Raw genomic sequence first — 21,003 nt, forward strand, 5'->3', positions numbered from 1 at the left:
GAGCGCGCGGGCGGCGCGCCGCGGCCTTCGGCTACGGGCGCGCGCCGCCGGCCGCGCTCGCGCTCTTCGCATCCATCGCCGGCCGCCAGCCGAGGATGCGCAGCGCGTTCTGCGCGAAGATCTTCACCACGTCCTCGCGCGACATGCCGCGCTGCCTGAGCCGCGCGGCGAGCGCCGGCAGCGCCGACGCGTCGTCGAGCCCCCTCGGCGGGACGATGCCGCCGTCGAAATCCGAGCCGATCGCGACGTGATCGACGCCGGCCACGCGGACCATGTGATCGACCTGCGCGACCACGTCGTCGACGTCCGCCTCGCTCGTGCCGTTCACGAAGGGGGCGTGGAAGTTGAGCCCCGCGACCCCGCCGCTCCGCGCGATGAGCCGCAGCTGCTCGTCCGTCAGGTTGCGCGGCCGGTTCGCCACCGCGCGCGCGTTCGAGTGGGTCGCGACGATCGGCGCGCCGTGCGCCGCGGCGATCGGGACGAGATCCGCGAACGCGGCGTCCGAGATGTGCGAGACGTCGATCAGGGCGCCCTGGTCGTAGACGCGCTCGCAGAACCGCTTGCCGAGCTCGGTCAGCCCGTACGCCGCCGGCTCGCCGGTCGCGGACGACGAGAGCCGCGTGTTCTTCGCGTGGTTCGGGCTGATGAGCCGCACGCCGCGCGCGATGAAGCGGTCGATCTGCGCGATGTCCGCCGCGAACGCGCCGGCCCCCTCGATCGAGAGGAAGGTGCTGATCTTCCCCGGCTCGGCCCGCGCCGCGCCGAGCGGGAGGAGCACGGGGTTCGCGGCGATGATCGCCTCGATCGTCGCGAGGACCGCGCTGGCGTCCTCGATCTGCGGGCCCTCGGGGCGCGCCTGGTCGGGCAGGTAGATCGGCAGCACGATGCCGAGGTAGTGGCCCGCGACGAGCGTCTCCCTGCGGGCGTGGCCTTCGCCGAGGCGCCTGTCGCGCCCCTTGAAGTGGACCTGCCAGGGCACGTCGACGTGCAGATCGACGACCGGCACGGGGGGCTCCGCGGGCGGGTCGCCGAGCGTGGGCCGCGGCGCGCCCAGGGCGCCGGCGGCGCAGGTGACGGCGAGCAGGGCGCGGACGCGGGCGCTTCCGTTCATGCGCTCACCCGCTCACCAGCACGCCCAGCGCGAAGCCGACGCCGAGGCACACGAGCCCGATGAGCCCCACGAGCCACCAGGCAGCGCCCTCCGAGCCCCCGCCCTCGGCGGCCAGGGGGACGTCCACGACCCGCACGTCGTAATGGCCGCCCGTGAGCGTCGGCACGCCGGCGGGCTGCTGCGCGCTGATGTGGGTTGGCCTGGCCGAGAAGGTCGCCGTGGGCGCCACCGACGGGGACGCCTGGACGGGCGGCGCTGACGTGCGCGGCGGGGGCACCGTCGGGATCCTGGACGCGACCGGCGGCACGCTCTGCACCGGCTGCGTGATGTTCTGCGGCGGTGGCGCCATGTTCTGCGGCGACTGCGTCGCGTTCTGAAGCGGCTGCGGCGGCGGCAGCGAGGGCAGCTGGTGCGTCAGCGCGGGCGACGCCGGCGCGTCGGGCCGCGCGCTGGGCGTCGCGATGCCCGTGCGGTGCGCGATGGCGCCCAGCGTCTGCGCCATCTCCTCGGCCGTCTGGAAGCGCCCGGCCACGTCCTTGCAGAGGGCGCGCTGGAAGAAGAGGCCCCAGGCCGCGAGGTGGGGCGCGACCTGCTCGATCGGGCGCACCTCCTTGGCGAGCACGGCGGTGAGCCGCGCGAACTCGTTCTCGGCTGGGAACGGCTGCGTCGCCGTGAGCATCTCGTAGAAGATCACGCCGACGCTCCAGAGATCGGCGCGCGCGTCGACGCCCTGCGCGTTCTTGATCTGCTCGGGGCTCATGTAGCCGGGCGTCCCGAGGAGCGTGCCAGCGCGGGTCTTCAGGCCCATTCCGCCGGCCGCGTCCATCACCTTCGCGATGCCGAAGTCGAGCACCTTCACGCGGAAGCCCCCGCGCGGATCGCGGATGAGGAACAGGTTCTCGGGCTTCAGATCGCGGTGGATCACCTTGTGGCTGTGCGCCGCCATGAGCGCCTGGAGCACCTCGTGGATGATCGGCACGGCCTGCTGCGGGGGGATCGGGTTGCCCGTGTCGATGTACGCGGCGAGCGGGACGCCCTGCAGGAGCTCCATGACGAGGTAGGGCGTGCCGTCCTCGGCGCGGGTCGCCTCGAAGACCGAGGCGATGTTCTGGTGGACGAACCCCCTCGTCGCCTCCGCCTCGGCGAAGAAGCGGTGGAGGACCTGCTCCTCCTGCGTGAACTCGGGGTGGAGCACCTTGATCGCCCGCTTGCCCTCGCCGCGAAGGCTCTCGGCCTCGTAGACCGCGCCCATGCCCCCCTCGCCGAGGAGACGCAGGATCCGGAAGCGCCCGCTGAGCACGGCGCCCACGAGCTGATGGGAAGGGCTCGATGGGTCGATCACACGCGGACTCTACCAAAGCTTCACCGCGGCCCGCTCGCCGAAACCTCGGCGGCGTTTGGCTTCCGGTTCCGCCGGCGCTTCGGCGTGCGGCTCCGCCGGCGCGGGTGTCAGGGCGCGGCGTTCGCCACGGCCGAGCGCGCGGCCGGGCTCGCGGGGAGCGGCATCCGCAGGGCCTCGCCCGGCTGAGCGCCGGCGTAGAGGAGCTCGTAGACGGCGAGGCTCGTCATCACGCGCTTCGTGTAGAGCCGCGTCTCCTCGTACGGGATGCGCTCGACCCACAGGTCGAAGCTCTGCGAGGGGCGCTCCGCGATCCATCGCTTCGGCGCGCCGCCCCCCGCGTTGTAGGCGGGGATCGCCAGCAGGGGGTTGTCCGAGAACTGGCCGCGCAGCTGCGAGAGGTAACGGCAGCCGAGCGCGATGTTCACCTCGGGGCGCTTCAGCGCGTCGGCGCTCCACGGCAGCCCGAGCGGCTTGGCCACCCGCTTCGCGGTCGGCACGATGAGCTGCATCAACCCGAACGCCTGGGCCGGCGAGGCCACCCTCGGGTCGAAGGCCGACTCCTCGCGCATGATCGCGTAGGCGAGGGCCTCGGGGATCCCGCTCCGCTTGGTCTCCGCGGCGACGAGGCCGGAGAAGGGGCGCGGGTAGGCGAGCTCCCAGGCGCCGCGCCAGCGCCCGACCGGGTAGTGATCGACCCACTCGCCCGCGAGCTCGACGGCCGCCGGCGCCGCCATGGCGGTGCGCAGGATGCTGTACGACTGCGGCAGCGCGCCCGAGCGCGCGAGCAGGAACGCCGAGGCCCACATCACCTCGCGCGGCGCCGTCTTGCCCCCGACGCCGAGCAGGTCGAGCTCGCGCCGCGCGAGCTTCGCTTCCCCCTGGCGCGCGAGCTCGACCGCGCGCGTGAACGCGGGTTGCGCGAAGAGCGGGCTCCTGAGCTCGGTGTACGGCGCGCTCGCGTCGCGCTCCAGGGCCGCGGACAGGGCGCGCTGGGCGGCGGCGGGGTCCACGTCGGCGAGCCGCGCGTGGGAGAGCGCCATGTAGAAAGAGAGCGGGTAATCGCGGATCACCTGCTCGAGCAGCGCCTTCCCCTTGTCGGGCGAGCCCGTCTCGATGTGGGCGCGCCCGAGGTAATAGGGGAGCCTGCCGGCGGCGTGGTACGCGCGTTCGTGCGGGAACCGCTCGAGCGCGCGCTCGAGCGGCCTGACCGCGCCCGCCCAGTCGCCGCGCTCCATCTCGAAGAGCGCGAGCTCGAACAGGCCGTCGGCGACCATGTCGCCCGACGGGTAATCGTCGGGCATGGTGGTGAGCAGCTGCACGAACTGCGCCTGGTCCCCGAGCCCGAGCAGCGCGCGCGCGCCGAGGTAGCGCGCGTCGTCCGCGAGCCGGTGATCCGGGTATTCCTTCTCGAGCAGCGCGAAGCGCGCGGCCGCCTCGGCGTGCCGATCGACGCGGAGCGACGCGCGCCCGGCGTTGTAGAGGGTCTCAGGCCGCCGCGGGGCGGGCGCCCCGGCTGCGGCGGGCGCCCCGGCTGCGGCGGGCGCGCTCGCACCTGCAGCGGTGGGCGCGACGCCTGCAGCGGCGGGCGCAGCCGGCCCGCAGCGCTCGATCGCCGTGCCGAAAAGGTCGGCGGCCTCGGCCCGCCGCCGGAGGCGCCCGAGCGCCTCGCCGCGCGCGGCGAACGCGTCGCAGGCGAAGGCCGAGGGCGCCTGCGCCTCGGGGAGGGCGATCAGCGCGTCGGTGACGGCGAGCGCTTCCTTGTCCTGGCGCGAGGCGAGCAAGGCACGCGCGCGGGCGAGCAGATCGGCGGGGCCCAGGTCGAGGAACGGCTTGCGCCGCGCGAACGGCAGCGTCGACAGGGCCTGGTCCTGGATCTCCTTCGCCTCCCCGGCGCCGGCGCCGCCCGGCGCCTCGTCGATGACGCGCCGGGTGACCCGGATCGCCTCCTCGGCGTGGTCTTCGCTCGGGTGGCGGAGCAGTGCGCGCGCGAAGCGGAGCGCCTCGGGCACCCACGTCGACGCCGGCCAGCTGCGGGCGAGGTACGCGCGCCAGCGCGCGGCCGCGCCCTCGATGTCGCCCTTGTCGGCGAGCGCGCCGGCGACGATGCGATCGAGCTCGTCGGCGATCGCGACGTCCGACGCGACGGCGCGCGCGCGCTCGAGCGCCGCGTCGGGCTGCCCCGCCCTGGCGAGGAGATCGGCCGCCGCGAACCTCGCGTGATCCGCGAGCGGCCCGCCCGCCGCCGCGGCGGCGTCGTACTCCTTCGCCGCGCCCACGGGATCGCCCGCGAGGGCGCGCAGCCGCCCGAGCTGGTAGCGGAACGCCGCTGCGTCCGCGGGCGACAGGGGCGCCGAGAGCGCCTGGGCCATCGCCGCGGCCGCGCCTGCGTACGCCTCCTGCTCGACGAGCTTCTGCACCTGCGCGAGCCGCGGGTCGTCCAGCACGAGGGTGAGGCGCTCGGGGTCGAACGCCAGCGCCTCGCCCGGCGTGCCCGGGACGACGGGCCCCGCCGGCGCCGCGCTCGGCGGGGGCGCCGGCTGCGGGCAGAGCGGCGGGCAGGCCGCCGCCCCGCGCTGCGCGGGGGGCGCGCCGGCGCACGAGGCGCCGAGCGACGCGGTCAGCGCGAGCGTGGCGGCCAGCGCGAGCGCGGCGGCCCCGGAGCGGGCATCCAGCCTGAACATGCCTGCACCATACTCCGGATCGCGCGGTCGCACAGCGATCGAGGCGAGCGGCGCATCTGCGAGCCGCCGGCGCGCCCTCTCGTGAGCTGGCGCGCCGGCGTTCGGACGTGAGAAGCGGGCGTGGCGGGGGGCGCGGCGTTACTGGGCCGCGTCGCAGGCGAGGAAGACCCGGATGGACTCGATCGTGTCGTCCGAGAGCTTCGCGCCGATGGGCATCCCGTCCCCGCCATTCGCGCCGCCGATCCGGATCTCCTTGAGGATCTCCGCCGCCTCGGCGGTGACGCTGGCGGGGTCGTCGACGTTGACATCCTCCGGAGCGCCGATGCGCGACGCGCCCTCCGAGGTCGACAAGTGACAGGGCACGCACTGGTCCTGGAGCGCCTGGTAGCCCGCCTCCGCCTGCGCGGTCGAGTCGGGCGGACACTCACCGAGCGGCGATCCCCCGGAGGTATCGCCGCCGCCGTCATCGCCGCCGCAACCTTGGAGAGCGCCCATGACAAAGGGCGCGAAGCAGAGCAAGAGCATCGTACGAACGGGCATCAAAGCACCTCAACAGCTTGTTTAGGGAAGGGGAGCGAGCCGGAGTCGAGCCTCCAGCCATGCAGGCCGGCCGGGCGCTGCGCGCCGATGGTGCCTGGGGCTGCGCACCGGGTCAACAAAGACGGATCGGCGTGGACTGAAGGGGACCGGGGTCGTCCGAGGGGGCAACCGCGTACAAGTTCGAGGCGCGGTGAGTCTGCTCGGCGGCAGCCTCGTGCGAGGGGAGGCGCCGCCGGCCCCGTTCGGATAGGGCGGCACCTGCGGCGCGTCCGGGACCGGCGTGTCGAGCACGATCTCGGCGCCTCTCTTTTTTCGCAAGCGCATCCTCACGTCGCTCGCGGAGCGCAGCCTCCCGGAGGTCATGCGGTGGAGCTCGGGCCGATTTCGGGCGCGTGCGCTGCCTCGCTGCTCGCTCTGGGCAGCTCGAACCAAAAGAGGCTCCCCTTGCCCACGACCGTGCGGAGCCCCACGCGGCCGCCGTGCGCCTCGGTCAAGCGTTTGACGGTGGCGAGGCCCAGGCCCAGACCCGGCACTCGAGCGCCTTGCGCTCGGACATGAGGCTCGAACACCATCTGCTCCAGGGCCGGCGCGACGCCGGGCCCCGTGTCCTCCACCTCGATCCGCACAGCTTCTCTCGCGTCGATCACCCGGATCACGACGCGACAGACCGCCGCGTCGCCGAGGTACTTGAGCGCGTTGCGGGTCAGGTTGGCGAGGATGCTGGTCAGCACGCCGGGGCTCGCGGCCACCGCGCACGGGGCGAAGGGCTCGACGCGGAGCTCCGCGCCGAGCTCCACCGCGACAGGAGCGAGCTCGACCATGAGATCGTCGATGATGGGGTGCACCTCGGCGCGCGCGCCTGGCTCCGGACTCGCGCCCGCGCGAGCAAACGCCAGCAGCCCGTCGGTCATGCGCTTGACGCGCAGGATGGCCTGCCGGCCCCGTTCGAGCCCTTTTCGTGCCGGATCTCCCTCGCCGCACTGCCGCAAGGCGAGGTCGAGCGCGAGCGCAACCGCGCCGAGGGGGCTGAGCACGTCGTGCGCGACCCGGCCGGCGAACTGCTCGAGCTCATCCGCTCGACGCTCCAGGACCACGCCTTGCTGCCAGAGCAGCCTCACGTGGCGCCGGACCTGCACGGCGGCCGCCGCGCAGGCCAGCAGCGCGAACGTCACGCTCGCCGTGTTGAGCACGAGCGCGGTCCGACGGGAGCGAACGCGGTTGGCTGCGATCTCGATCGCCAGACGGCGTGCCTGCCGGGCGTTGAGCTCGATGCTGGCCATCACGGCGTCGTTCGTCGAGTTGAAGTCCGCCCGCAGCGCGCCGTCCACGAGCTGGTTGGCCTCGTCCGGATGGCCGTTCGCCACCAGCGAGAGGACCCGATCGGTGTCCTGATCGAGCTTGCCGAGCGCCTGCGCGACGGTCTGCCATTGCTTGAGCTCGCCCGGGTAGACGGGCATGCCGAGGTAGACGTCGATGCTCCGGGATAGATTGTCGCGCGCCTCGTCGAGCTCGTGGCGGTCGCGCGGGCGGCCCAGCGCGGCGTCGTTGACGAGGTCGCTCAGGAGCGCCTGGGTATGCCTCAGCTCGGCGCGCGCGGCCGCCAGGTGCATGATGCTCGGCGTGGCGTTCTCCGCCAAGCTCATGGCCGCCGCGTCGATCTCGGCGGCTCGGTGCTCCGCGTAGCCGGCGGAGATCACGAAGCTCGCGATGGCGACGAAGAAGGCCGCAAACAGCGACAGCAGGATAGACGGCAGCCGCTCGAGCATAAGAGAAGACTTCGCTCTCGCCGGGTCCTTCCTCCGTCGCATCGCCATGCCGGGATGCTGTTCCGCCGTCCGCCCGAGCGCAACGCGGGAAGTACGCCGGAGCCGTGGCGGATCACCCTCGCTGCATCAGCAGATGTCCCCCAGGCTCGTGTCGAGGGAGGATGAGATAACCACGATTACGCTGGTGAGCGCTGGTCGGCCTTGGTGCCCTGAGCGCGATCGAACGAGCTTGGTGAACACCGATGAGGCCCCCGGAGAGGGTGTTCGTGGGCGGCGCAGCGCTAGCTCGCCCGCCGCCGCTCCAGGTGCGTCTTCATGGCCTTGAGATCCCCGTGCACCGCCTTCTTGAAGCTGCCAATGAACAGCCGCCCCAGCGCCTCCATGAACCAGCCCATCCCGGCGATCTCGCCCTCCATCTTGAGCAGCGTGCCGGCGCCCTCGGGCTCGAAGACATACCGGAAGCGGTAGGCCCCCCGCCCCGTGGTGCCCTTTTGCCCGTCGACGAAGAGGTCCAGACGCCTGCCTGGCTCCGCCGCCGTGACCTCGAACAGCTCGGTCGATTCCTTGCCGAACATCTTGCGGGTCTCACGCCACATCGCGCCCTTGCCGACGACGGCGCCCGTGAGCTTCTCTACCCGCACGAAATTGGGCATCCAGTCGCCGAACGCGTCGATGTCGGTCGCGAGCCGGAAGACGTCCTCGGGCGATGCATCGAAGCGCTCTTCAATGGTGAACAGGAGCGGCATCTCGTTCTTCTCCTAGGCTTTCCCGCGCGCCGCGCCATCGTGCCGGAACCGATCCTTCTCCGTCAACGAGCGCGTCGAGCGTGCGCCGCGGCCGAGACGCTGGCGCTCCGCCATCTCGCATCGTCCGGCTTCCGTCCGAGCTCCTCGCGCGGCCCGGATCCGGAGTCGCGAGCTCAGCCCTTCTTGCCCGGCGGCAGCAGCATGCCCCGGTTGCCGGTCGCCCCCTGCATCGGGCGGTGCAGGACGATCTTTCGCCCTGCCTCGCGCCCGTGCGCGTGCGCCGCCGTCCGCTGGTTGCCCGCGTGGCGCAGGTGCTGCACGTGCGGGTGGCGCGTTCGATAGTAGCCGTCCAGATCGGCGTCCCTCACCCAGACGAGCCCCTGCTCGACGGAGACCTTCCGCTCCGCGTTCAGCTTCTCGAGGAACCCGAGCATCACCCCGGCCTGGTAGGTCCGCCGGTCCTTGTTGCCCTTCACCCCTTGGGTCCGCTTGTGCTCGTTCCACAGCTGCTCGGCCGTGTGGTGCAGGAACGCGTGCACGTAGGCCGCCATCTCCAGGTTCGCCGGCGTCCCGCAGATCTCGAGGACGCTGCCCCGCTTGCCCTCGAGCGGCACGTAGACGGGCACCCAGATCGCCTCGACGAAGAAGTGCTTCCCCAGGATGCCGCCGACGATCCGCTCGGTCTCGCCCACGCGCCCGCTCGGCGCGCCGAGGTGGCGGAAGCCGTACTGCCGCGCGGCGCGCGCCTTCGCGACGTCGAGGTTGTACTTCAGCATCAGCCGCTGCGCGGCGCTCATCGCCGCCTGCGCCTCGTTCGCGTTCGGGCTGTCGGCGAGCGCGAGCAGCCGCGCGATGCGATCGAGGATCCGGGCGTCCACGCTCGCCTCCGACGCGCCCGCGTCGCCGCCGCGCGCGGCCCCGCCAGGATCCGCCGGCGAGCGCCCCGCGGCCGGCATCCCGGCCGCCGTCCCGTCGATGCCGAGGCGCGTGCACACCTCGCGGAACGCCGGCCCGTGCGCCGCCTCGTCCCTGACGCCCAGCACCTCGTGCACGTACTGGTGCGCCATCTCGTGCTTCAGCACCTCGATCACGACGCCCCACGGCTGCGTCAGGACGAGCGGCCGCGAGATCTCGATCGCGCGCGTCTCCGAGATCCACCGCCCGAGCCGGCTCGCGGCGTCGGACAGCTCGATGGACGCAGAGCGCAGCTTCCGCCGGAAATGCGTGTAGTTCAGGCTCTGGTAGGCCGCCATGAGCTCGCGCACGAGCGCGGCCTCCAGCTCGGCGCTGAGCCTGGCCGCCGTCTCGAGCGGCGACTCGGGCGCGGGCGCGCCCGGCGACGGCCTCGCCTCAGGCTCCGCGGGGGCCTCGGTCGACGCGGGTTCGGCCGGCGGCGCCCCGGCCCCGGAGGCCTGCTGCGCGCCGGGCATCCCGTTCAGGAAGAGCTGCTCCGCCATGCGAACGCCTCCATGGCACGCCTCGCGCGGCGGTCGAAGGGTTTTCTCGTATCCCGGGCGGGCAATCCCGGCCGGCGCCGTCACCTCGATGCCACCGAGCCGCCTCAGAAACGTTCCCGATACGCCACGTCCTCGGTAAACTCGCGCGCCTCCGTGCTCCGCTCCAAGGCGCTCAACGATCCACGGCCGGTCGAGGCCGACGCCGCAAGCCGCTCGTCCCGCGGCTTCGCCCGCGATCTGGGCGCAGATCGCGCCGCGGCGCGCGCGCGGCTGCGCGCCGTCGCCCGCGCCCGCCGCCGCTACGGCCGCCTGTTCCTCGCGCTCCCGCTGCTCCTCATCGTGGTGGCGGACGTCCTCCTCCGCGGCGATCGCCTGCTCGATCTGGGCGGGAAGCACATCGCGAGCTACCTCGGCGCGATGGTCGAGAGCGCCGCGCTCTGGGGGCTCCTGCTCTTCGCGGCCTCGTCGCGGCGGGGCGCGTCGCGGTGGCTCGCGGCGCTGCTCTTCGTGGCGCTCGCGACGCTGTCGCTCGGCGGCCAGCTCTACTTCCACCGCCAGTACGCGACGTACCTCAACCTCGACGCGACGCTCTTCGGGACCTCGCTCTCGGCCAGCCTCTTCGGCCAGCTCCGGGCCGACGGCGAGAACTTCTTCCGCTCGGTCCTCCCGCCGCTCCTGCTCGCGATCGCGCTCGTGTGGCTGGGCCGGCGGATCGTGCGGCCAGGCCGCACGGCGTGGGCCCGCGCCGCCCGCCTCGCCGCGCCCGCCGTCGTGGTGGCCGCGTTCGTCCTGCCGTGCTCCTACCGCACGGTGCAGGCCTCCACGCCCGACGTCATCTACTTCCACGCGATCGGCGGCCTGCTCAAGGAGCTCGCCGGCGTCCAGACCACGGCGCAGGTGCGCCCCGGGCTCCGCACGCCGCCCTCGCTGCCGCCTGTCACCCCGCGGCCGGGCCCGCGGCGCAACGTCCTCTTCATCCTGACCGAGAGCGTGCGCGCCGACGCGACTTGCTCGGCGCGCATGCCCGTGGCCGCCGGCGAGGCGCCCGCCGCGTGCCCCGGCACGCCGCGCATCGACGCGGCGGTCCCCGACCGGCTGCCGCTCACGCAGATGCGCTCGAACGCCTCGACGACGGCGATCGGGCTCGCGGTGCTCTGGTCCGGCCTCCAGCCGGTCGCGACCCGCGAGGCGCTCCACACGGCGCCGCTCGTCTTCGACTACGCGCACGCCGCCGGCTTCGACAGCGCTTACTGGACGAGCCACCACATGATGTTCGCCAACTCGCGCCTCTACGTGCAGGACCTGCCGGTCTCGCACCAGTGCGGCGCGACCGAGCTCGATCCGCTCGCCGACATCGATCTCGGGGCCGACGACCGGCTGCTGTCGGCGCACGTCCGGTCCGAGGTGCTCTCGCTGCGCGAGCCGTTCCTCGCGGTCGCTCACTTCGGGAACACCCACGTCCCCTACCTGGTCGACCCGGAGGACGCGCCGTTCCAGCCCGCCCTCGAGAGCAAGGCGCCGGACGACAACGAGGCGTACCGCAACTTCTACAGGAACGCCGTCTACCGTCAGGACGCGGCCATCGCGGAGCTCATCCGCTTCGTCCGCAGCTCTCCGGTCGGCGAGCGCACGGTCATCGTCTTCACGTCCGACCACGGCGAGGCGTTCCGGGAGCACGGCCAGCTCGGCCACACGGGCTCGATCCTCGACGAGGAGATCCGGGTGCCCGGATGGGTCGACGCTCCGCCGGGCACCCTCACGGCCGCGGAGGAGGGCGCGCTGCGCGCGGCCCGGGACGAGCCCGTCTTCCACACCGACGTGGCGCCGACCCTGCTCGACCTGATGGGCCTCTGGGAGGAGCCTGCGCTCGCGGGGTACCGGGCGGCGATGGTCGGGCACAGCCTGCTCCGGCCGTCGCCGGGGCCGGCGGCGCTGGCGCTCACGAACTGCACCGGGATCTGGGGCTGCGCGTTCAAGAACTGGGGGATGATGCGCGGCAACATGAAGCTCGAATCCCGCGCCTGGGACACCGCCTGGCACTGCTACGACGTGCTCGCCGACCCCCGCGAGCAGCGCGACCTCGGGCCCGCCGCCTGCGGCGACCTGCCCCGGCTCGCGGACGCCCTCTACGGCGGTCCCGCCGGCAGCGTCGATGTCCCCGCCCACCTCCGCGACCTCGCGGTCGGGCCTCGCCACGACTGAGCCGGATGACCCAGGACATCGACCGACAGGGCGGCACGCTCGCCGAGCCGCCCACGTCCCCCGCCATCCGCCCCGCGCGCGCGGACGATCGCGCCGCCCGTGCCCGCGTCCGCCCGCGCGCTGCGCGGAGGGCCGCGCTCCGGCGCGGCCGCCTGATCAGCGCTGCCCTCCTGGCATCGCCGGCGCTCTGGATCCTCGTCGCCGACGTGCTGCGCCGGGCCCGCCACATGACCACGTTCGATCGGCCGCACGCCGCGGGGTACGCCGCGACCGTGGCGGCGTCGCTGGGGTTCTGGGGCCTCTTGCTCTACGTCGCCTCGGGCCGCCGCGGCGCGGCGCGCGGCGCCGTGGGCGCCCTGTTCGTCGCGCTCTTCACGCTCGCGTGCGGCGTCCAGGGGGGCTTCCACGCCCTCTACAACATCTACTGTTCGGTCGACTCCCAGATCCACTCCCAGTCGATCCCCTGGTCGATCGTGGGCACGCTCCCGCTCGGGCACCCGCGCGTGATCGCCCACTTCGCGGTCGCGCTCGGGCTCGCCCTTGGGGCGCTCCGGCTCTCCCGACGGCTCGTGCGCCCCCGGCGGCTCAGGCGGCGCCTCGCCGCCGCGGTCGTGCCGCTCGCGCTGGCCGGCGTGGCGATGATCCCGGTGAGCTACCGGGTGATCCAGTCGTCGTCGGCCGACATGATCTACTTCCACGGCATCACCGCCGTGGTGAAGGAGCACCTCGGCGTCACGAACGACTCACCGGATCTGCGGGTGCAGCGCCGCAACCCGGAGCGCGTGCCGCGGCTCTCGGCGCGGCCTGCGCGGCCGCGGAACGTGGTGCTCATCCTGCAGGAGAGCCAGCGGGCGGACGTGACGTGCGTCGCGTATGACCCGGCCTGCGACAAGGCGACGCCGTTCTCCAACGCCGCCGCGCCTCGCCGCATGCCGCTCCTGCAGATGCGGGCCCACGACTCGACGACGGCCATCTCCATCTCGAACATCTGGTCCGGCGTCCCTCCGACGGAGAGCCTCGCGGTGCTCGGCGCTGCGCCGCTGCTCTGGGATTACGCCCACGCGGCCGGGTGGGACACCGCGTACTGGACGAGCCAGAACCTCATGTTCGGGAACGCTCGGCTCTACGTGCAAGACATCCCGGTCTCGCACCGGGCGGTCGCGACCCAGCTCGATCCGGGCGCCGACCTCGATTACGGCGCCTATGATCGGCAGCTCACGGATCGGGTGATCGAGGAGTGGGGCGAGCTCGTCGAGCCGTTCTTCGCGGTCGTCCATTACTCGAACGTCCATTTCCCGTACGTGAGCGATCCGCTCCACTCGCCGTTTCAACCAAGCGAGCTGACCAAGGCGCCCGAGAAGAACGAGCACTTCAAGAACTACTACAAGAACGTCGTTTACCTGTCGGACATGGCGGTTGGCCGGCTCATCGAGCACATCCGCGGGACGCCGAGCGGCGAGCGCACGGTCATCGTGTACACGTCGGATCATGGCGAGTCGTTCCGGGAGCACTGGCAGCTCGGCCACACGAGCTCGCTCTGGGACGAGGAGATCCTCGTCCCGACGTGGGTCGACGCGCCGGAGGGGACGCTCGCGCCGGAGGAGCGGGCGAGCATCGAGGGCGCGAAGGACACGTTCGTGTGGCACCTCGACCTGGCGCCGACGTTCCTCGATCTGATGGGCCTCTGGGACGAGCCGGGGCTCGATCCGTTCCGCCGGCGGATGATCGGACACCCGTTGACGCGGCCGGAGCGCACGGTCGCGCCGATGCCGCTCACGAACTGCACGTGGGTGTGGGGGTGCGCGTTCCGCAACTGGGGGATGATGCAGGGGCCGATGAAGATCGAGGCGCGCGAGTGGGACGGCGAGTACCACTGCTTCAACGTGCTCGAGGACCCGCTGGAGCTGACCAACCTGGGAGAGCAGGCGTGCGCGCCGCTGCCCGACCTCGCGCGGGGGCTCTTCCACGAGATGCCGAACGTCACGCCGCCGGGGAGGCCGAAGGTCGACTGGGGCGGGTGAGCCTGCACGGGGCGCAGGGGCGGGGCGGGGTGCTACGCGCCGAGGCGCCGCTCGAGGTCCGCGACCTCCGGGCACAGGGAGCGAATGCGGCTGTACCGCGAGGCTGCCTCGCGGGCCAGGATCCCGCGCCCCTCCGCCGGCTCCTGGAGGACGCCGCGCTTCTTGGCGAGGGGTTGATAGTAATGCTCCTTCGGGTTTTCGTGGGCGCGGACTGCCTTCCACGCCCACTCGGAGGGCAGATCGTGTCCGGCGAGGAGCCACACCTCGACCTCTTGCCAGGCGTTCTCGGCCAAAAAGCGCTTTCCCAGTGGAAGAGCGGTGCTGGCCAGCGACTCCAGTCTATCGAGTGCCTCGCGCCGCCCCGGTTTGCCATCGCGGTCGACGATGAGCAGGAAGCACTCGATCATCGCCTGGTAGCGCACGAGGATCTCCTGGAGGCGTTCCCACCGGAGCGCCTGGTCGACGCCGCCGAGGAGCGGATCGCGGCAGACGATCACCTTGGCTTTGCGGCCAATGACCTCGAACATCCTCGTGATGACGGGCTCGAGGACGTATTGGTCCTTGCGAAAGTCCTCGGGGATGACGAGCACGCGATAGCTCACTGCGCGGCCTCGCCCGCGTCGTCTGCCATGAGCTCTACCATGTCTTCTAGCCACCCTGAGGCGTGGAGCCGAGCGAGGTCCTGCGTCTCGAGGACCCGGCTCAGGTCGGGGAGGTCGACCACCTTGCGCACGCTGGACTCGTCGGCGCCGCGAAGCCGGTAGATGAGGAGGGCGCTCTCCCTGGACTCGGGGGTGAGGAAGCCGAGGAGCTGGGGCGAATGGGTCGTCGCGATGACCTGGACATCCCTGGTGCGACACTGCTGCTCGATGAGCTGCACGAGCAGGTGAAGGCGCGTCGGATGGATGCCGTTCTCGATCTCCTCGAAGAAGTAGAAGTGAGCGGAGTCGGTGTCGAGAAGAGCGGCGAGGATCGCGAGGAAGCGCAGCGTGCCGTCCGACGCGCTGTAGGCCGAGATCCTGCGCCCGCCCTGCTCCACGAGGTGCACGAGGACGCGTCCGGCGAAATCCTGGGGAAATTCGAGATCCATCACGTCGAGCGGCGTGAGGGCGCGGATCCACTCGAGGAGCGTGGCTCTTCGCTTCGGATCCTGGGAGATCGCTTGCAGCACGGACGAGAGGTTTTCGCCGCGATCCCCGAGCACCTGTCGGCCTGGCAACGAGGGGAGCCGCGCAGCGTCCGGTGAGAGATCCAAAAAGCGCATCGAGCGTAGCGTGTGCAGCGTCCTCTTTGCTTGTCTCCGGACGTAACGAGGATCCCTGACCTGCGCGATCGCAGGCGAACTTATCGCAGGCGAGCTTGACAGGGTGGATTCCTCACCACCTCGCGCGAGGCGTACGAGCAAGTGTTCTTTGTCTTTCTGCGCAGGGGCGTTCTCAGCGGGGTGTGAGTCGAAGCTCATGTCTGTGCTCTCGTAGAGGGCCTCGCGTGTGACCCTGGGAGCAGCATTTGAGAGCCCGGTGGCGACGGAGATTCGATATTTGTGATGGTATTGGTTCTCAATGTCCTTGAGCTCTGCACCGATCGAGAACTCTGCTCCTCCTCCGAAGACGACCTCCTTTGTGCCGCCTCGAAGACCCTTCCACTGAAGCTCGCCGCCCTCGCCGTACTTCTCTCCCAAGATCTCCGCCAGCGAGTAGCCGCGGCCGACGCCATGGAGAAAGCGGAACGCATCGCGGAGGTTGCTCTTGCCGGAGGCGTTCGTCCCGACGAGCAGCGTGAAGGGGCCCAGCGGGATCGCCGCCTTCCGGAAGCTCTTGAAGTTCTCGAGCGTGATCGAGGTCAGCATGGGCTCTCGGCGTGGAGTGTAGCTGCCTCGCTGCCCGTCGTTTCACTGAATCGCTCGACGGCGCGCCAGCGCCCGGTGAAGCGTGCGGACTCTGGACGGGCGGCGGACGGACGGCGCGCGCTCCGGGCCCAGCTCGCTCCGCGACGCGGGCGGTTGAGCCCCGCGCGGCGCTCAGCCCTCCTCCAGCAGCGCCGCCTGCACGGCCCTAAAGCGCGCGCTCTGCGCCGCGCCCTTGCGCCCAGGCGAGGTGGATCGTGTTCCGGGCGCCCCGGCGCCCCTTGCCCGGCCGCGGCCCCACCACGACGACCTGCTTCGCCGCGACCGCCTCGGCGATGAAGTAGTTCGGCAGGACCGCGATCCCGACGCCCGCGAGCACGAGCGCCAGCATCCGCGCCTGGAGTCGCGGCTGCGCTCCCTGGGCGCGCGCTACGAGCGAGGGCCGGTGTGGAAGCCGTTCGCCGTCCGGGATGGCCGGCTCGTCACCGGGGAAGAACCCGGCGTCCTCGGCGATGGTCGCGCGGGAGACGCTCGTTGCGCTCGCCGAGCAGGAGCCGAGGGAGAGCGCGCGCTGAGCGTGCGCCGCGCTGGACCGAGGCCCGGCGCCGATCGGGCGAGAGAGCGCGTCGCGGTCCCACGTCGCGGAGGCGGAGCGAGCTGGTAAGGCCGAGCGAAGCGTCGCGACACCTCGCTCGGAGGCGCTATGCTCGACGCGTGCCCGCTGCACAGAAGCCACACCCAGCCACGGTGGCGGATCTCCTGGCCATCCCCGAGGAGCAGCGCTTTCACGAGATCCTCGACGGCGAGCTCGTGCAGAAGGCCGTGCCTTCGTTCGAGCACGGCGACGCGCAGTCCGCCATCGTCGCGCACGTGAAGATCCCCTTCCAGCGGCGCCCCGGGGGCCGCTGGCCCGGAGGATGGTGGTTCGCCACGGAGATCGAGGTCGAGTTCATGCCGGACCAGGTGTACCGGCCTGACGTGGTCGGCTGGCGTCGCGAGCGCGCGCCGGAGCGGCCCAGCGGGTGCCCTGTCCGGCTCCGGCCCGACTGGGTCTGTGAGGTGCTCTCCCCGAGCAACGCGCGCAACGATACGGTCAAGAAGATGCGCGTTTACCAGCGCTGTCAGCTCCCCCATTACTGGATCGTCGATCCCCGGGAGGAGACGCTGACCGTGCACCGGTGGACCTCGGAGGGGTACCTGGTGGCGCTCCGCGCGGAGCGGGGCGAGCGCATCAGGGCCGAGCCGTTCGATGCGCTCGAGCTTCAGGTCGGCGTGCTCTTCGGGGACGAGCGCGAGGACGACTGACGGTCGCCCGCCGCCTCCCCGCGGGGGAGGGCGGCCGCGGTCACAGGTCGCGGAGGTCGAGCGACCCGATGAAGTCGGACTTGCCGACGTCGAGCCCGTTGTGCCGCAGGATCGAGTACGCGGTGGTGGCGTGGAAGTAGAAGTTGGGGAGCGCGAACTCGAACACGAACGCCGGGGCCTTCATGCCCTTGCCCGGCAGGAAGAAGAGCGGAATCGTGCGGTCTTCCGCGCCCTTCAGCTGCTCCGGCTTCACCGCCTTCACCTGCTCGATCGCCTTGCCGATGCGCGCGCGCAGCTCCGCGAGCGTCTCGTCGCCCGTCTCGAGCTGCGGCGGCTCCCCGCCGGTGAGCAGCGCGCTCAGCCTCAGGGGCCAGGCGATGACGTTCTGGAGCTGACGCCTGAGGTTCCACTGATCGGGCGCGAGGCGCGCGGTGAGGAGCACCTCCGGATCGAACTTCTTCTGCTGTGCGTAGGCCTCCGCCTTGTCGAGCCAGACCAGCACCTGGCCGAGCATGCGAGTCATCTGGGGGAACGAGCTGTCGTAAAGGCTCATGATCTTCTCCTCGTCAGCAGGAACAGCCGGCGCCTCTGGTCCACCCGCGGCCTCCGCGCGTCAACTCCGCGCGCGCGCCGGCGCCGGTTCACGTCGCGCGGCCGTCTGAAGCGGCAGTCGCGCTCGGCTGTATGCTTCGAGGAGGAGTGACGAGCCCGGCGGAGCCTCAGGCGGCGGGCTCGCCGGGGCTCCGCAGGCCGCCCGTGCGCCGCTCAGTCGACCCGGTGGAACACGCCCGCTGGATCGAGGGTCCACAGCTTCGCGCCGCCCTCGCCGCCGTCCGGCGTCCGGACGTGGATCAGCCGGATGCCCTTCTGCTCCAGCTCGGCGAGGATCGCGGGATCCAGGCCGGGCTCGAGGCGGGGCTCGAAGATGAAATCCTCCGAGAAGTTGTGGTGCTGCGGGTGGTACGTCTGCGCGTGGTAGCCCCTGAGCACGATCGGTGCGCTCGTCAGCCCCTCGATGCGCGTCTCCACCCACTTGTGGAGCGGCGCCGTGTACCCCGCCGTGGGGCCCGTGGGGGCCGGCGGCCAGTAGAACGAGGTCTCCACCGTGACGCCGGACGCCCACGAGAGCGAGCGCTCCTGGAGCAGCGCGCCCGCCACCGGGGGGCCGTCCGCGGGACAGGCGTCGAGCTGCACCACCTCCGAGGACACGTCGAGCGGCGTGCCGTCCCACTCGAGCGCCGGCACGGGCGTGGCGTAGGTGGCGCTCAGCATCATCCCGACGTCGCGCAGCGCGACCAGCGGGCCCAGCGACGGCGGCAGGAGCTCGGGCACCGGGGAGGCGGCGAGAGCATAGGTGATCTCCGAGGCCCCGGCGCCGTCCACGAAAGAGTCCGTGGCCGTCTCCTCGGCATACGCGTGGGACGCGGCCGGCCACGCCGCAGGGCTCCCCGAGAGCGTCGTCACCGATCCACCGGAGAGGTAATCGAGCCGCGCGTCCTCGAAGAGCGTGCCGGCGAGCGCCGCCGGCGTGAGGAACGCGCTCTTCGCCGAGAGCCTCGCGCGCACCTTGAGCCGGTGGTTCGCGAACACGTTGCCGAACTCGCCCTGGAAGGTGCAGACCTCCCGGGGCTCGTCGAGCAGGAACGGCGTGAGGCTCGGCGCCGTGTCCGGGAGCGCGACCTCGCGCACCTGCTTCACGACCAGGTCTCCAGGCTTCATCTTCTTGAACTCGTAATCGAGCAGGAACGATTTCCTGCCGGGGTTCACCTCGCTGAACCGCGCCTCGACGCGGCCGAGCAGCGCGGCGAGCGCGTGGTAATCGTCCTCCCATTGCATCACGTGGCCGCCGAGCGGGACGAGCGTCGAGCCGGACAGGAGGTAAACGGAGGTTTCCTCGTCGAAGAGGCTCGCGGTCACGACCTCCGGCTGCGCTCCGCCTTCCGGGTTGGTGACGGACGTCGCCCCGAGTTGCGTCACGATCTGGATCTGGTCATTGACCAGCTCGCGCCGCTCGAGCGTCGCGACGCCGTTCGCCATCTCGTCGTCGTCAGGATAGGAGTGATGGACGAGGACGCCCATCCCGACCTCGGCCTCGTCGACGCCATGGAGGAGCCGGGCGAGGAAGGCGTTGTCGTTGTAGAAGCTCGCGTACACCTTGCGGATCGCGCGGAACACGCCGCGCTCGCCGGCCTCGCCGGGGTCGCACAGGCTCGGCCCCTCCTGGTCGGCGTCCCGATCGTCGGCCAGGCAGCCGCTGTAGCTGTCGTAGAGGCCCGCGCCCGTGAAGACGGCGCTGTCCTCCACGTTGGTCGAGCTCCGGAACCGGATCTTCTTCGTGGGCGTGAAGCCCTCGAGCGCCGCCTCGATCGCCTGCCGCTGCCCTGCCGAGAAGGCGGTCTCCCCGGTGATCCGCGCGCGGATCGCCGCGAGATCGGCCTTGAGCGCCAGCATGTCGGGCGGGTAGCTATGGCCCGCGAGGCGCTCCGCGATCTCGGCGCGCAGCGTGCGGCCGCCGGGCACGACCTGATCGAGGAAATCGTCCCAGAGATCGAACGACAGCGCGACAGCGACATCGGAGCTCTCCGGGATGGCGTCCCGCAGCAGGCCATAGTTCGCGGCCTTGCCCCCGAAATGCACGATATCCGCGGGGCCGAGATCCTCGGTGGATCCGGCGTAGGCGCCGAGGGGCTCCTTGGGCTGGATCCCGAGCTCGCCGGGCCGCTTCAGCGCGAGCAGCTGCTCCCTGTCCGCCGGCGCGATCCCTCCGGCCTCGAAGAGCACGGCGCGGCAGATGGACCCGTATTGCAGCGAGGCCCGCAGCGCGACCTCCTCGCCGTCGAGCGCCTTTGCCGCCTCGGCGGCGCCCGGATCGCCGAGGTAGACGAACGGGATGCCGAACGAGGTCGCGAGGAGGGCGGTGTGCGCGTTCGGCGTCGCGGGCGACAGCGAGACGATGCCCGCCACATACGGCACCTCCGCAGGGATGGAGTCGGTGAGCAGGATGTCCTCGGCCCGGAGCTCGCCGCTCGCGTAGGCGGCGTCGATCGCGTCCGGCGGGACATAGCGGAGCCGGCCCACGGCCCAGCCCGTCGCATAACACGCGTCGCCGTCCAGCCACCGCTCGACCGAGCTCACCGGGAAGCCGCTCGCCTCGAAGAACGCGCTGTTCTCCGCGGCCGACGCGGCTTGCTCGTACGTCGGGAAATAGAAGGGCCGCGCCCCCTGGGGCGCGATGACGCTGTCCTTCACGAGCTCCAGGACGACGCGCGCCACCTCGGGGTCGTAAGCCTCCTGGCGGACGAGCTGGATGCCGTACTCCGGCACGCTCTCCGGGGTCGGCGGGAAGAGCACGGCGCCGAGGATGGCCTTCTGCCCCTCCTCGTGCAGCGAGACCTGGTCGAACTCGTCCCGCGACATCTCGAAGAACGGGTCGAGCCGCGCCGTGGCGAACTCGCCATGGAACGGGAACTTGTTGCTGTCCTGGTAGTAGACCTTGGTGGGGTCGTGCATCAGCACGGTGAACTTCACCCAGCCCGGCGTCTGGAAGGTCGCGGGCCAGGCGGCGAAGGGCTCGAAGGGGAAGCTGATCTGGTTCTTCCAGTCCTCCGATGGCGTGATGTCGATCGGGTAGGTGTCGACGGGCCATGACGCGCCGCCTCCGGCGCTCCCGCCGTCCCCTCCGCCTTCGCCGCCCGCGCCGCCTTCGCCGCCGGTGGCGCCTCCGCTGCTGGTGGCGCCGCTGCCACCCGCGCCCCCTGACGAGTCCTCTCCGCAGGCGGCGAGCGTCCCCGCGCCGAGGAGCGCGAGCGCAAGACAAGCCGGTCGACCGATTCGCTGAAGTCTCATGAACAACATCGCGGTACAACTGCCGTGCCATCGTGCGGCCAGCGGCATCTCTGGGCTGCGCGGCGGGGCGTCGCTGTCGCGCGCGTGGCGCACGCAGGCACAGCCGTACGGGCGCGGCGCGGCTGCTCGCGCGGGTCTGC

General features: G+C 71.9%; 15 protein-coding genes. 3 read left to right on the forward strand and 12 right to left on the reverse strand.

Annotated elements, in window-relative coordinates:
- Positions 1–31 precede the first annotated feature (31 nt).
- The 7 genes from WME73_RS05260 to WME73_RS05290 all read right to left on the reverse strand — a co-directional run bounded on the left by WME73_RS05260 (position 32) and on the right by WME73_RS05290 (position 9,643).
- The gene (locus WME73_RS05260; protein WP_437744422.1) at positions 32–1,111 is read right to left on the reverse strand and encodes a dipeptidase; all 1,080 of its coding nucleotides are present in this window, start codon (positions 1,109–1,111) and stop codon (positions 32–34) included.
- 4 nt (positions 1,112–1,115) lie between these two features.
- A complete protein-coding gene (locus tag WME73_RS05265; protein ID WP_437744423.1) occupies positions 1,116–2,453 on the reverse strand; it encodes a protein kinase domain-containing protein in 1,338 nt (445 codons plus the stop codon).
- A 107-nt stretch (positions 2,454–2,560) separates the two neighbouring features.
- The gene (locus WME73_RS05270) at positions 2,561–5,134 is read right to left on the reverse strand and encodes a transglycosylase SLT domain-containing protein (RefSeq protein ID WP_437914949.1); all 2,574 of its coding nucleotides are present in this window, start codon (positions 5,132–5,134) and stop codon (positions 2,561–2,563) included.
- 138 nt (positions 5,135–5,272) lie between these two features.
- A complete protein-coding gene (locus WME73_RS05275; protein WP_437744425.1) occupies positions 5,273–5,674 on the reverse strand; it encodes a c-type cytochrome in 402 nt (133 codons plus the stop codon).
- A 359-nt stretch (positions 5,675–6,033) separates the two neighbouring features.
- Positions 6,034–7,440: a sensor histidine kinase gene (locus tag WME73_RS05280; protein WP_437914950.1), complete on the reverse strand. Its 1,407-nt coding sequence runs from the start codon at positions 7,438–7,440 to the stop codon at positions 6,034–6,036.
- 281 nt (positions 7,441–7,721) lie between these two features.
- Positions 7,722–8,186 carry an SRPBCC family protein gene (locus WME73_RS05285; RefSeq protein WP_437744427.1) on the reverse strand — a complete coding sequence of 155 codons (465 nt, stop codon included), beginning with the start codon at positions 8,184–8,186 and terminating at the stop codon, positions 7,722–7,724.
- A 173-nt stretch (positions 8,187–8,359) separates the two neighbouring features.
- Positions 8,360–9,643 carry a SprT-like domain-containing protein gene (locus WME73_RS05290; protein WP_437914951.1) on the reverse strand — a complete coding sequence of 428 codons (1,284 nt, stop codon included), beginning with the start codon at positions 9,641–9,643 and terminating at the stop codon, positions 8,360–8,362.
- A 153-nt stretch (positions 9,644–9,796) separates the two neighbouring features.
- Here WME73_RS05290 and WME73_RS05295 point away from each other — a divergent pair, with 153 nt between their 5' ends.
- Positions 9,797–11,845, forward strand: coding sequence for a sulfatase-like hydrolase/transferase (locus tag WME73_RS05295; protein WP_437914952.1), 2,049 nt, complete (start codon positions 9,797–9,799; stop codon positions 11,843–11,845).
- Positions 11,846–11,850: 5 nt separating this feature from the next.
- Positions 11,851–13,866, forward strand: a complete 2,016-nt coding sequence (locus WME73_RS05300) for a sulfatase-like hydrolase/transferase (protein ID WP_437914953.1) — start codon at positions 11,851–11,853, stop codon at positions 13,864–13,866.
- A 32-nt stretch (positions 13,867–13,898) separates the two neighbouring features.
- On the opposite strand, the gene WME73_RS05305 is transcribed toward WME73_RS05300, so the two are convergent.
- The 3 genes from WME73_RS05305 to WME73_RS05315 form a co-directional block, all read right to left on the reverse strand.
- Positions 13,899–14,468: a hypothetical protein gene (locus tag WME73_RS05305; protein ID WP_437914954.1), complete on the reverse strand. Its 570-nt coding sequence runs from the start codon at positions 14,466–14,468 to the stop codon at positions 13,899–13,901.
- Positions 14,465–15,715, reverse strand: a complete 1,251-nt coding sequence (locus WME73_RS05310; RefSeq protein WP_437914955.1) for an AAA family ATPase — start codon at positions 15,713–15,715, stop codon at positions 14,465–14,467. Before WME73_RS05310 ends, WME73_RS05305 begins: the two co-directional genes overlap by 4 nt.
- A gap of 205 nt (positions 15,716–15,920) precedes the next feature.
- Entirely contained in the window at positions 15,921–16,103 is a 183-nt protein-coding gene (locus WME73_RS05315) for a hypothetical protein (RefSeq protein ID WP_437914956.1), read from the reverse strand.
- Positions 16,104–16,426: 323 nt separating this feature from the next.
- On the opposite strand from WME73_RS05315, the gene WME73_RS05320 reads away from it, so the two are divergent.
- Entirely contained in the window at positions 16,427–17,017 is a 591-nt protein-coding gene (locus WME73_RS05320) for a Uma2 family endonuclease (protein ID WP_437914957.1), read from the forward strand.
- Positions 17,018–17,057: 40 nt separating this feature from the next.
- On the opposite strand, the gene WME73_RS05325 is transcribed toward WME73_RS05320, so the two are convergent.
- Positions 17,058–17,570, reverse strand: a complete 513-nt coding sequence (locus tag WME73_RS05325; protein WP_437914958.1) for a DUF1993 domain-containing protein — start codon at positions 17,568–17,570, stop codon at positions 17,058–17,060.
- 212 nt (positions 17,571–17,782) lie between these two features.
- Positions 17,783–20,863: a PEP/pyruvate-binding domain-containing protein gene (locus WME73_RS05330; RefSeq protein WP_437914959.1), complete on the reverse strand. Its 3,081-nt coding sequence runs from the start codon at positions 20,861–20,863 to the stop codon at positions 17,783–17,785.
- Between the last annotated feature and the right edge of the window lie 140 nt (positions 20,864–21,003).

Origin of the sequence: Sorangium sp. So ce302 (assembly GCF_051530145.1) — a bacterium.
Classification (GTDB): Bacteria; Myxococcota_A; Polyangia; order Polyangiales; family Polyangiaceae; genus Sorangium; species Sorangium cellulosum_B.

Bases quoted from the DNA above. Each gene is read 5' to 3' on its own strand.
- WME73_RS05260 (WP_437744422.1), bottom strand. From the start codon at position 1,111: ATGAACGGAAGCGCCCGCGTCCGCGCCCTGCTCGCCGTCACCTGCGCC.
- WME73_RS05270 (WP_437914949.1), bottom strand. From the start codon at position 5,134: ATGTTCAGGCTGGATGCCCGCTCCGGGGCCGCCGCGCTCGCGCTGGCC.
- WME73_RS05275 (WP_437744425.1), bottom strand. From the start codon at position 5,674: ATGCCCGTTCGTACGATGCTCTTGCTCTGCTTCGCGCCCTTTGTCATG.
- WME73_RS05280 (WP_437914950.1), bottom strand. From the start codon at position 7,440: ATGCTCGAGCGGCTGCCGTCTATCCTGCTGTCGCTGTTTGCGGCCTTC.
- WME73_RS05285 (WP_437744427.1), bottom strand. From the start codon at position 8,186: ATGCCGCTCCTGTTCACCATTGAAGAGCGCTTCGATGCATCGCCCGAG.
- WME73_RS05290 (WP_437914951.1), bottom strand. From the start codon at position 9,643: ATGGCGGAGCAGCTCTTCCTGAACGGGATGCCCGGCGCGCAGCAGGCC.
- WME73_RS05300 (WP_437914953.1), top strand. From the start codon at position 11,851: ATGACCCAGGACATCGACCGACAGGGCGGCACGCTCGCCGAGCCGCCC.
- WME73_RS05310 (WP_437914955.1), bottom strand. From the start codon at position 15,715: ATGCTGACCTCGATCACGCTCGAGAACTTCAAGAGCTTCCGGAAGGCG.
- WME73_RS05315 (WP_437914956.1), bottom strand. From the start codon at position 16,103: ATGCTGGCGCTCGTGCTCGCGGGCGTCGGGATCGCGGTCCTGCCGAAC.
- WME73_RS05325 (WP_437914958.1), bottom strand. From the start codon at position 17,570: ATGAGCCTTTACGACAGCTCGTTCCCCCAGATGACTCGCATGCTCGGC.
- WME73_RS05330 (WP_437914959.1), bottom strand. From the start codon at position 20,863: ATGAGACTTCAGCGAATCGGTCGACCGGCTTGTCTTGCGCTCGCGCTC.